General features: G+C 61.8%; 9 protein-coding genes. 4 read left to right on the top strand and 5 right to left on the bottom strand.

Annotation, left to right across the window (positions count from 1 at the left end):
- Positions 1-16: 16 nt before the first annotated feature.
- The 4 genes from rpoD (at position 17) to B2828_RS05260 (ending at position 4,954) form a co-directional block, all read left to right on the top strand.
- Complete coding sequence (gene rpoD, locus B2828_RS05275; RefSeq protein ID WP_479632651.1) at positions 17-1,915, top strand: RNA polymerase sigma factor RpoD; 1,899 nt, start codon at positions 17-19, stop codon at positions 1,913-1,915.
- 215 nt (positions 1,916-2,130) lie between these two features.
- Positions 2,131-3,825: a SulP family inorganic anion transporter gene (locus B2828_RS05270; protein WP_479632650.1), complete on the top strand. Its 1,695-nt coding sequence runs from the start codon at positions 2,131-2,133 to the stop codon at positions 3,823-3,825.
- A 193-nt stretch (positions 3,826-4,018) separates the two neighbouring features.
- Entirely contained in the window at positions 4,019-4,438 is a 420-nt protein-coding gene (locus B2828_RS05265; protein ID WP_479632649.1) for a hypothetical protein, read from the top strand.
- 9 nt (positions 4,439-4,447) lie between these two features.
- Complete coding sequence (locus B2828_RS05260) at positions 4,448-4,954, top strand: DUF1648 domain-containing protein (RefSeq protein WP_479632648.1); 507 nt, start codon at positions 4,448-4,450, stop codon at positions 4,952-4,954.
- Between the two features lie 21 nt (positions 4,955-4,975).
- Here the strand turns inward: B2828_RS05260 and B2828_RS05255 are convergent, their stop codons facing one another.
- The 5 genes from B2828_RS05255 to tgt form a co-directional block, all read right to left on the bottom strand.
- Positions 4,976-8,101, bottom strand: a complete 3,126-nt coding sequence (locus tag B2828_RS05255; RefSeq protein ID WP_479632647.1) for a DEAD/DEAH box helicase — start codon at positions 8,099-8,101, stop codon at positions 4,976-4,978.
- Positions 8,102-8,178: 77 nt separating this feature from the next.
- A complete protein-coding gene (gene fabD / locus B2828_RS05250) occupies positions 8,179-9,120 on the bottom strand; it encodes an ACP S-malonyltransferase (RefSeq protein ID WP_479632646.1) in 942 nt (313 codons plus the stop codon).
- 265 nt (positions 9,121-9,385) lie between these two features.
- Complete coding sequence (locus B2828_RS05245; protein WP_479632645.1) at positions 9,386-10,138, bottom strand: nucleotidyltransferase family protein; 753 nt, start codon at positions 10,136-10,138, stop codon at positions 9,386-9,388.
- A gap of 118 nt (positions 10,139-10,256) precedes the next feature.
- Positions 10,257-10,445 (bottom strand): hypothetical protein, encoded by a 189-nt coding sequence (locus B2828_RS05240; protein WP_479632644.1) that lies wholly within the window; start codon positions 10,443-10,445, stop codon positions 10,257-10,259.
- Between the two features lie 147 nt (positions 10,446-10,592).
- Entirely contained in the window at positions 10,593-11,729 is a 1,137-nt protein-coding gene (tgt, locus tag B2828_RS05235) for a tRNA guanosine(34) transglycosylase Tgt (protein ID WP_479632643.1), read from the bottom strand.
- Positions 11,730-11,841: the final 112 nt, after the last annotated feature.

Here is an 11,841-nt window from a genome sequence, read left to right as displayed (position 1 = left end):
CTGAAATCGCCTGGGTATGACCACCAAGAAAACTTCTTCTTCTCCCGCTTCTAAACACGCCCCGGCTGCGAAAAACGAACCCACCACCCCCGCCAGTAAGGCTCACGCACCCGCGGTCGCAGCAGCATCTTCAACCAAAGCCGTACCGGCGAAAGCGGCGGCTCCCGTAAAGGCCAAACCCGCCCCAAAGGCGGCGGCGACCTCCAAGGCCAAGGCCGCGCCCTCAAAGGCCGCTCCAAAAGCCGAGGCCAAGCACGCCAGCCCGGCCACTCCGGCCCCGGCCTTTAGCGTCGACGCACCTGAAATGGCCGAGAAACTCCGCGAACTGATCAAGCTCGCGAAGGAACAGGGCTACCTCACCTTCGACGACCTCAATGAAGCCCTCCCTGAGAGCGTCAACGAGCCGGACGAAATGGAAGCCATCTTCACCCGCCTGCGCGGCATGGAGATCGATATCATCGACGCCTCCCAGGTCGACAGCTACAAGGACGGCAAGAAAGACTCGGACGACGAGGAAGAGGAAGACAAGAGCGACGCCAAGCTCGACATCCTCGACGACCCCGTCCGGATGTACTTGAAGCAGATGGGCCAGGTGCCGCTGCTCACCCGTGAGCAGGAAGTGGAAATCTCCAAGCGCATCGAGGAAGCCGAGCTGAGCGTCCAGAAATTCGTCAACCGCTTCGGATTCATCGCCCGCGCCTACCTCGACCTCGCCTGCAAGCTCAACGAAGGCCGCGAACGCTTCGACCGCGTCATTCTCGATAAAAAGATCGAGAGCCGCGAGCGCTACATGAAGGCCCTGCCGAAGCTTTGCGAACAGGTCGAAAAAGCCGCCACCGAAGCCGCCACCACCTACAAGGCCTACATGGCCCAGACCACCAAGCCGGGCCAGACCAAGGCTCTCCAGGATTTTACCAAAGCCCACGCGGCCCTGCAGAAGCTCTACCCGAAGTTCTACTTCAAGCAGAAAGTCACCGAGGAGTTCGTCAACATCGCCGACCAGGAGTACCGCACCGCCTGCTTCCTGCGCGACGAGATCGCCAAGCGCGTCAACTCCGGCAAGCCCGAAGCCGCCAACGCCTACCTGACCAAGCAGAAGGAAATCCAGTCCCGCACTTGGCTGGCTCCCGAGGAATTCGCCACCGAGTACCAGTCCCTCAAATCGTGGCTGCGCAAGGCGCTCAAGGCCAAGACCGAGATGGTTGAGGCCAACCTGCGCCTGGTTATCTCGATTGCCAAGAAGTACACCAACCGCGGCCTCTCCTTCCTCGACTTGATCCAGGAAGGCAACATGGGCCTCATGAAGGCAGTCGAGAAATTCGAATACCGCCGCGGCTACAAATTCTCCACCTACGCCACGTGGTGGATTCGCCAGGCCATCACCCGTTCCATCGCCGACCAGGCCCGCACGATCCGCATCCCGGTCCACATGATCGAGACGATCAACAAACTGATGCGGGTGCAGAAGCAGCTCGTCCAGGAGTACGGCCGCGAGCCGAACCCCGAGGAAGTTGCCGAGGAAATCCAGCTCCCCGTGGAGCGCGTCCGGGCCGTCCTCAAGATGGCCCAGCAGCCGATCTCGCTTCAGTCGCCCGTGGGTGACAGCGACGACACCTCCTTCGGCGACTTCATCGAAGACAAGGGTGCCGAGAACCCGTCGGACATGACGGCCATCGTGCTCCTCAAGGAAAAGATCAAAGACGTGCTCGACACGCTGACCGAACGCGAACGCCAGGTGCTCGAACAGCGCTTCGGCCTCGTGGACGGCTACAGCCGCACGCTGGAGGAAGTGGGCCGCCAGTTCAAAGTCACACGCGAGCGCATCCGGCAGATCGAAGCCAAGGCGCTCCGGAAGATGCGTCACCCGACGCGTATCCGCCAGTTGGAGGGCTTCCTGGAAGCCGACGCTTACTAGGAGAAACCTAGGCAGCGCAGGGAAACGTTAGGAAACAAACGTTTCGCGGATTCTTTAAAAAACGCCTGGGCTATCCCGGGCGTTTTTTTTCGGCTTTCGCCAGCGACCTTCCCTCGCGGCCCCAGCGCAAAATCCACCCCGGCAAAGCCAAAATCCACACAGCGTCCAGCCTTGCCCTGAGCGGGGCTCATCGTTTCTACTATCCGCCCTTGCCCGTGAGTTCTTTAAGCTTCTTTCGCCCTGTCTTGCTGGATGCCATCAAAGGCTACCGGCGCAAAACGCTCGTTACCGACGTCATCGCCGGAATGACTGTCGGCATCATCGCCATCCCGCTGGCCATCGGCTTCGGCATCGCCTCCGGAGCGACGCCCAGCCAGGGCATGTGGACGGCGATCATCGCCGGGTTCCTGATTTCCGCTTTCGGCGGCAGCATGGTGCAGGTCGGCGGCCCCACCGGGGCGTTTGTCCCGATCCTCTTTGCCATCTCCGCCACCTACGGCTACGACGGCCTGGCGCTGGCCACAATGATGGCGGGCGTGTTTCTCTTTGCCATCGGGGCCTTCCGGCTCGGGGGCTTGATCAAGTTCATCCCCTACCCCGTCGTGGCTGGGTTTACCAGCGGCATCGCCGTGGTGATCGCCGTGGGGCAGCTCAAGCAGCTCCTCGGGCTGGAGGTAAAGCTCCCCGCCGAGGCGCTTTCGCAATTCTGGGGCATCCTGACGCATCTTTCGCAGACCAAATGGCAGAACCTCGCCGTGGGGCTCTTTTCGCTGGCCGTCATTGTGCGCTGGCCCAAGCGTTGGAGCCGCGTGCCCCCCTCGATTGTCACGATCCTTCTAGGAGCGGTGCTGGTTTTCCTCTGGAACCCGGGGGACTCGGTGGCCACCATCGGGTCGAAATTCGGAGCCGACGCCATGGTCGGCCTGCCCAGCCTGCATTGGCCGAACCTCAGTTTCGAGCGTTTCCAGCAGCTCATGGGCCCGGCGCTGACGATCGCTATGCTCGGGGCCATCGAATCGCTGCTCTCGGCGATGGTGGCCGATGGGATGATCGAGACGCGGCATGACTCCAACCAGGAGCTGATGGGCCAGGGTATTGCCAATTTCATCTGCCCCTTCTTCGGCGGCATCTCGGCCACGGGCGCGATTGCCCGGACGGCCACGAATATCCGCAGCGGCGGCCGGACGCCCGTGGCGGGGATCGTCCATGCCCTCACGCTGGTCGTGGTAGTGCTGGTGGCAGCCCCGCTGGCGCAGTATTTGCCCCTGGCCTCGCTCTCCGCTGTGCTGCTGGTGGTGGCCTTCCGCATGGGCGACTGGCTCAACTTCAAGGACATGGCCCGCGGACCCAAAGGCGATTACCTGGTGCTGCTCGTGACGTTTGCGATGACGGTGGCGTTTGATTTGAGCATCGCCGTCGGTCTCGGGCTGGCGCTGGCCTTTATCCTCTTCGTCAAGCAGATGGAGGCCATTACGCATGTGCGGCTGATTACCGAAGAGAGCGACGTGGGCCTGGGCGGCGATTCGATTCGCGATAAACCAGTGCCGGAAGGCGTGCTGGTTTACCGCATCGAGGGGCCGTTCTTCTTCGGCGTGGCGGAGAAGCTCGAAGATGCACTCGACAGCGCGGAGCTTACCCCCCGGATCGTGATTTTCCGGATGCGGGCGGTCCCGGCCATTGACGGCACGGGCTTGCGGGCGCTGGAGATCCTCTGGCACAAGTTCTCGCGGCGCAACACGAAGCTGATCTTAAGCGGCGTGCAGGCGCAGCCGATGAAGGTGCTTTTCAACGCGGGCTTTGTGGACAAAGTCGGCTTGGATAACCTCTGCCCCAACATCGACGCCTCGCTGGAGCGCGCTTGGGAGATCGTGGGCGAGCCGAAACCGGTGGATCCGGCGGCGGCTTTGTAGAGAGGGGAAAAATCTCTCGCAAAAGCGCAAAGGGAAAGCCGCCGTTCCTCCGAGCAGCGACGAAACGACATGCCTATTTACACTCTCTCGATTTCTTGTTAAGCCACGCCATCATACTATGCGCGCTTTAGCCATTGTCGGATTGAAACTCATGGGAGTGAGCAGCCTTTGTGGGACAATAGGGGTCATCTCTATGATTGCCAACGTTCTGGCCATTCGTTCCTATCCGAACTCTGGAATCAACCCCCTATGGCTGATCCTGCAAGTGGTCGTCGTCTTCGTCATCAATCTGCTGTTTACCCTCGTTCTGTTGTTCCGAACCGAGTGGATCGTCACCCAGCTCCATATCCCGGATGAACCTTTGCGGTCTTCGGTTGCGGCACCCGAACTGTTGCGCGTGGGCCTCGTTATTGTCGGTGTGATTGCCTTGATCAACGCGATTTCCGAGTCAAGCTCCGTTCTTTTCAATATGGCCCAAAGCTTCAATGGAACCCACCCCGTTTTAGTGAATTGGGGGCCCGCGGTTAAGGTGCTGGTTGAGTTCGTTTTGGGCTTTGTCGTCATTGGGAAATCACGAAGCATTGCCTCCCGCGTATTTTCCGACAGTTTTTAGGTCAATATTATGAAACCCCGCTTTGCTGGGATTCTCTGGCTGGTTTCGCTGGTGATTTTCCTGGGCGCGCTCGTCCTGACGGCCCCTCTTCTGCCCGAGCGCATGGCCACGCATTTCGGGACATCTGGCGTCGCCAATGGGTGGATGCCCCGCTCGAGACATCTCGTTCTGTTCGGTTTTTTTGGCCTGGGGATCTCCTCCTTCGTGGTGGGGCTGCTTTACGTCGTCCGGTTCTTCCCGCCCGGCCTGCTCAACGTCCCCCACCCTGAATATTGGCGCTCACCAGAGCATTACCGCAAAGCGTGCGACGGCCTTTTTCACCATGCCCTCTGGTTAGGAACCTGGATGGTGCTTTGGGGCATTGGCATCCATGCGCTGATCGTCGAGGCGAACCGACAGGCTCCCCCGCATCTAGACGGCGGGCTGATGACGGGGTTGACGATCGGCTTCCTTCTGGGAGTTGCCGCCTGGGTGGGCCGTCTGTTCTGGTTTTTCAATCGCGCGGAACCCCGCTAAAGCGCCTTGCGCGGCCTGGCTCTACTCCAGCAACCCGCGAATCTCGTCCATCGTGAGCCCTTCCATGAGCGGCTCCTCGTTTTCGATGGCGGCATCGATGATCTCCCGCTTTTTCCTCTGCAAGTGGAGGATTTTCTCTTCCACGGTGCCTCGCGCGATGAGTTTGTAGGCGGTGACCACCTGGGTCTGGCCGATTCGGTGGGCGCGGTCGGTGGCTTGGGCTTCCACGGCCGGATTCCACCACGGGTCGAAGTGAATCACCGTGTCGGCGGCGGTCAGGTTCAGGCCGGTGCCGCCCGCCTTGAGGCTGATCAGGAAAACAGGGACCTCACCGCTCTGGAAGCGGTCTACTTCCCCCTGCCGGTCCTTGGTCTGGCCGTCGAGGTAGCAGTAGGGCGTTTCCTGGGTCTCCAGTTCGCGGCGCAGAAGGGTCAGCATCGAGACGAACTGGCTGAAAACGAGCACGCGGTGGCCGCCGTCAACGGCTTCGCTCAGCAGCTCTTTAAACAGCTCGACCTTGCCGGATTCCCCTTTGCCTTCCTCGCCCAGGAGCCGCAGATCGCACGCGGCCTGGCGCAGCCGCAGCAGCGCGGTGAGCATGAGCATTTGCGCCTTGCCCTTATTCTTGCCCGCCTCGTCAATCTGCGCGCGCGCCCCTTCGAGCAGGGCTGAGTAGACCTGTTTCTGCGCCTGGGTCAGCTCGCAATAGGCCACGTTCTCCAGCTTGGCCGGGAGATCGCGCGCGACCTCTTGCTTGCGGCGGCGCAGGAGGAAGGGGCGCAGGCGCTTGGAGAGGCGCGAAAGGGCGTCGGGGGCGTTGTGGCGCGAAATGGGCACCTCGTAGCGCTCGCGGAAGTCGTCGCGGTCGCCCAGGTAGCCGGGCATGACGAAATTCATGAGCGACCAGACGTCGCGCACGGAGTTTTCTACCGGGGTGCCGGTGAGGATGAATTTCCGCTGGGCCCGGAGCATTCCGGCGGCCTGGGCGTTTTGCGTGTCCGGGTTCTTGATGTGCTGGGCTTCGTCCAGGAGGACGGTGGCGAATTCGTAGCCCCGGTAGCGCGTGGCGTCGCGCCGCAGCAGCGGGTAGCTGGTGATGACCAGGTCGGCCTTGGGGATTTCGGGGAAAAGGGCTTTCCGGTGCGGACCTTCCAGGATGAGGACCTTCCGCTCGGGCGTGAATTTTTCAACTTCCCGCTGCCAGTTGAAGATCAGGGACGAGGGGCAGACCACCAGCGCGGGCCCCGGCTGGGTACGTAAAAAGGCGAGGGCTTGCAGCGTTTTGCCCAGCCCCATGTCATCGGCCAGAATTCCGCCTAAACCGTTGGAGCTCAGGAAGCTTAGCCAAGAAACTCCGTGTTTTTGGTAGCTTCGTAGAACATCCTCCAGGTCGCCCAGGGGCACCGGTTCCATGGCTGTCTTGCCTTCCTGGCGGTTCGCCCAGGCCCGCCACCCGGCGTCGGCATGGAGGGCGAACCCGGCCTCGGAGGCGGCGGATTCGAGATAGCCCGCATGGGCTTTGCCGATGCGATAGCTGCCCGGCGAGTGCTGCTGAGGATTGCAATCGCGCAGGACGGTCTGGAAATCGTCCAGCAGCGCGGTGTTGAAGACGGCCACTTTCCCGTTTTTGAGCCGGGCGTGGTTCTGGCCGAGTTGCAGCATCCGCTGGATTTCGGTGGCGGAAAACCGCTCGCCGCTGCCGGTCGAGAGGTCGAATTGCAGGTCAAACCATTCCTCGCCGGAACGGACGATCTCCACGCGCGGGGTGACGCGCTCGATGTCGGCGGTGATGTTGGTAAAGCGAGGCCCGAGCGAGACGCTCCAGCGGGCGGCGAGATCCGGGTAGCCCTCGCCAAAGAAGCTCAGAATGGCCCGCTCGCCCCGGAGGACGTAATGGCCGGTGGCGTCTGGGCCGGTAAAGCCGTGGCGGGTTAGGTCACCCAGCGCGAGGCGTTCGGCCTCTAGGTCGCGGCAGAGGAGGCGCGCGGAATTGGAGGGATCGGGAAGCGCCCAGTTCTCTGATGGGCTGGTGACGCCGAGGGTGACGATGCGCTTGGAGTAGATGCGCTGCAACTGGGCGGCGAGGTGATTGAGGGAACCCTCCAGGGTCAGCGAGAATTGACCGGGCTCGGGAACCAGCTTTGGCGCGCCGCCGCCCTCGCCCGCGGGAGCGTCGATCTCGAAAAAGGCGCGCAAGGCGGGAAGCTCGGTGGTGAGAAACGAGGCGGCGTGCTCGGGAGCCAGCATGATATCCCGGCGCAGCAGCTCGGCATACGCGGCGGGGAGCCCCGGGGAGACGGCGGCGAAGGTGTCACCCTTGAGCGACCAGGCGCTCCCCTGCCCTGCGACTAGCAGGCGGGTTTCCGGCGGGATGGCGGCGTGGAGCGCGACGCGGTTTTGGGAATCGGGCTGAATTTTGAGCTTCGGAAGGAGTGCCTTCGGGGAAACATGAACGGGCGTGGCTTTGCCGAAGGTGATGCGCGGGTGATTTTTAAGCGCCTCCAGTAGGATCAGCATGGATTCGCGCTGAAGGGCGAGCATCCCCGTAAGGGCGCCGCCATTGAGGCCCCGGACGGCCTGGATGACGCGCAAATCCCCCTCGGAACAGGTGTAGGAGCCGTTGGCGTCCAGCGCGTTGAGGAGCATGCGGCGGCCCTGGCGCTCGACTTCGATGCCGACCGTGCAATGCCCCCGCTCCCAGGCGGAGAGGAATTGCGGAGCCAGCACGATGCTCAGGCTCAGGAAACTGGGGCTTTTTTCCACCGTGGCGGTGAAGCGCGGGCCGGTTTCTTTCGGCGCAGCGGCGGGCTGGGGCGCGGGTCGGGAAGCGGCGGCAGCCCGGGCGGCCATGTCGGAGCCGGGGGCGGTCTTGTGCCCGAGGAGCGCGTAGCCGACGGCCAGGGAATGGGCGCAAATGGCTCCCCATTGGCGCGATTCGCGGCAGGTGCAGAGGTTCTCGACGTCGCTGGCGGAGCTGATCTTGAGCCCGGCTCGGAACTCCTGGTCGCCGTTGCGCACGAGGCCTTTCAAAATCGGCGCTTGGTAGGCGCAGCTTACCACGCGGCCCGCTTCCACGAGGGCGCGAGCCAGCTTGGCGGCTTGCCAGCCTCCGGCGTCCATGAGGAGTTTTTCAGTGAGCGGAACCATCAAAAAAATGAGGCTGCCCTTGCCGGGGAGGTTGTTGACCCGGCACGGGCAGCCCTCAGTAGCCTCTTGAAAGTACGTTACTCCTTCAACTTCGCAACGGCCGTTTGCAGGCTCGGTACGTCGGAGATGGAGAGGACTTCGGTGCCCTTGCGGATGCGGCCAAAGAGACCGGCCAGCACGCCGCCGGGGCCGAATTCGATGAAGAGGTCGATTTTCTCGTGGTCCAGGAGGTAGACCATCGATTCCGCCCAGCGGACGCTGCTGGTGACCTGCTCGCGCAGGCTGTCGCGGATGGCTTGCTCGGTCGAGACTGGCTTGGCGTCGACGTTGCAGATGACTTTGTATTTCGGCGTCTCAAAGTGGGTGGTTTCGAGAACCTTGCCCAGGCGGACGTAGGCGGAATCCATAAGGCGCGAGTGGTAGGCTCCGGCGACATTGAGGAGGGTGGCGCGGCGGATGCCGTGGTCCTTGGCGCGGGATACGCCGAGCTCAACCTTGGCGCGCTCACCGGAAATGACGATCTGGCCGGGGGCGTTGAGGTTGGCGATGTCGACGTCCACTTCGGAGGCGAGGTCGCGCACGGTGTTTTCCTCGGCGCCGATCATGGCGGCCATGGTGCCGTTGGTGGCGTCGCAGGCGTCCTGCATGAAGTGGGCGCGCTTGTCGACCAGCTGGAGGCCGGTTTCAAAATCGAAGGTGCTCGCGGCGGCGTGGGCCGTGAATTCGCCCAGCGAGAGGCCCGCCGTGGCGACGACGCCCTCGACGGTTCCGCCCATTTCCTGGAGGAATGCGGCGAGCGCGGCTGAACCATGTACGTAGAGCGCGGGCTGACAGTTCACGGTCTTCGTCAATTCCTCATTGGGCCCGTCGAACAGGATCTGGCTCAGCGGCCGGTTCAGCGTGGCGTCCGCCCGGCGAAAAAGGTCGGCGGCTACCGGATATTGCTCCACGAGGTCCTTGCCCATGCCGACAGTTTGGGCTCCCTGGCCTGAGAAGAGGAATGCGATTCTTTTGCTCATAGTGTTTGGTCTGTTTGGTTTGGCTCCCCTCGGGGTTGCCCCCAAGGGAAGCGGATAGGCATATCAGGAATGAGGGCGGATGCAAATTCAAAGGGCCGCCCCCGCCCGATCCGGGGGGAAATCGCTCCTATTTACGCGTTCGGCGTAAAAGAGAGGAATAAGTTGCCTGGTTCCAGGAAATTACCCCCGGGACTTCGGGGGCAAAAAACTTTGTTCCGTTTTTTATATAAAAACGGACGTAAATGGCGCTTTGCTAGTGGGTTATCTACTTAACGAGCTTGGCAAAGATCTCGTTGGCCTCTTCGAGCGTCTCTTTGCTACCGATATCGAACCAGGTGCCGGGAACGTCCCAGGTGTGGACGGGGGTGCGGGTGTAGAGCCACTGAACGAAGCGGCCGGGCTGGTCGGGGTTGTTCCCCTCGGCGATGTAGGGCGCGAACTTGGCGACGGTCTCTTTGGAGTAATAGTAAAGGGCGATGCCGGTGCGGGTGCTCTTGGGCTGGGCCGGTTTCTCCTCAAAGTGGGTGATGACGCCCTCCGGGGTGCTCTCGATGGCGTTGTATTTCTTAATGGCTTCGAGGTCCTTGACGTCGTAGGTGGCCAGTACGGCCGCTTTGCCCTTGCAGTAGGTGGCGAAGTCTTCGAGCGATTGGCTGAAGAGGTTGTCTCCGGCGACGACGACGAGATCGGAGGCGGCGAGGTTCTCGCGGGAAACGACGAGATTGATGTCGCCAATGGCTCCGAGCTTGTCCTGATCGTTCGTGGAGCCGTCGTTGATGATCTTGAAGTGCAGCTTCGGCTGGCGCTTGACGTAGTCATCGGCCCAGGCCTGGAAATCCGCCGCGAATTTGTTGTTGGTGACAACGTAGACACTCTCGATGTCGGGAATCGGGGCGAGGTTGTCCAGGACCCATTCGATCATCGGTTTTCCCGCGACGTCGAGCAGCGGCTTAGCCTTGTTCAGGGTAAGAGGGTAAAGGCGTGTGGCGTATCCGGCGGCCAGGATAAGAATGTTCATACCCCCCTCTCTTTGCCGAGCCGGTGGCGGTTACACAAGCCAAAAAGGCGGGTTTTTTTGACGATCAGGTAAAAATCGCCTACCCCTGCCTCCCCCCACTCCGGCCAATGGGAGCGGCCTAGTCTTCGCCGAGGATCACCCGGGAGGCGCCAACGGTCTCCGGTTCGCTCTCAGCCGAGCTGGAAACGTCGCGGTCGATGAGCGTGATGAGATAGTTGCTCAGCGAACGGCGGTCGCGCTTGGCTCTGGCCTTCGCTTTTTCGAGCAAATCCTCGGGACAACGGAAAGCGGTGTATTTGCTGGTCATGTTGAAATTATTATTAATTCCCGATACACCGAACGTAAAGCATTTTGTTAACATCCGTCCTACGCGCTCAGAAGAAACATCGGGGGTCCCCCACGCAAAACCTAGGGGAAACCCCGATAATATCTTGGGCTGTGAATAGCTTTGAAGCTAGGATTTCTGCGGGTTCCAGGGCGTGTAGTTGGCCACGAATTCGCGCCGAAATTGATCGAAGGTTCCGGCCTCAATTTCCGCCCGGGCGCGGGCCATTAAATTCAAATAAAAATGCAGATTGTGGAGGGTAATGAGCCGCAGTCCGAGAATTTCCTCCGCCTTAACCAGGTGGCGCAGGTAGCCGCGCGTGAACTCCCGGCACGCAGGGCAGGTACACCCCTCTTCGATGGGCCCTTTATCCATGATGTAGGGGCTGTTTTTGAGGTTGATGGTGCCCAGGGAGCTGAAGGCGGAACCGTTGCGGGCGATGCGGGTCGGCAGCACGCAGTCGAAGAGATCGACGCCGCGGGCGATCATCTCCAGCATCTGAGGCGGGGTACCGAGGCCCATGGCGTAGCGGGCTCTCGTGGCTGGTAGGTAAGGCGCGGCGTTCTCGATGGCCGCCATCATTTCCTCCTCCGGTTCGCCGACGCTGACGCCGCCGATGGCGTAGCCGTCGAAATCCATGGCGGTGAGCGCCTCGGCGCTTTCGCGGCGGAGCGGGGCGAAGGTGGCCCCCTGGACGATGGCAAAGAGGGCTCCCCTCGCCTCCCCGGCTTCGTCCCGGGCCCGGACCCAGTCGCGGCAGCGTTTTTCCCAACGCAGGGTCAGCGCCAGGCTCTTGGCGGCATAGTCGTACTCGCACGGGTAGGGCGGGCACTCGTCAAAGGCCATCATGATGTCGCTGCCGAGGGTGGTCTGGATCTCCATGGAGGTTTCCGGGCCGATGAAGCAGGGCGCGCCGTCGAGGTGGTTCTGGAAACGGACGCCTTCCTCGGTGATTTTGCGCAGCTTGGAGAGCGAGAAGACTTGGAAGCCGCCGCTGTCGGTCAGGATCGGGCCGTCCCAGTTCATGAATTTGTGAAGGCCGCCGAAATGGCGAATGACCTCCATGCCGGGCCGGACAAAGAGGTGGTAGGTATTGCCCAGAATCACCTGGGCGCCCAGTTCATGGAGTTCCCGAGGGCTCACGGCCTTGACGGTCCCCTGGGTGCCAACGGGCATGAACATGGGAGTTTCAATGACCCCGTGACGGGTGGTAAACCGGCCCCGGCGGGCCTTGGTAGCAGTATCGGTGGCTAGGAGTTCAAACACCCCCCCACCGTAGAAGATGTTGCCGCGCTTGGGAATGCCGAATCGCGGGGGGCGGCGCGGGCGGCCGAAAAATCGTGGGGGGTTTACACGAGTCCGAAAATCAGGTAAACCC

The organism is Spartobacteria bacterium UBA695, assembly GCA_002298145.1.
Taxonomy (GTDB): domain Bacteria; phylum Verrucomicrobiota; class Verrucomicrobiia; order Chthoniobacterales; family Chthoniobacteraceae; genus UBA695.
The sequence above is the reverse complement of the archived record's forward strand: the minus strand, read 5'-3'. Positions and strand labels throughout refer to the sequence as shown.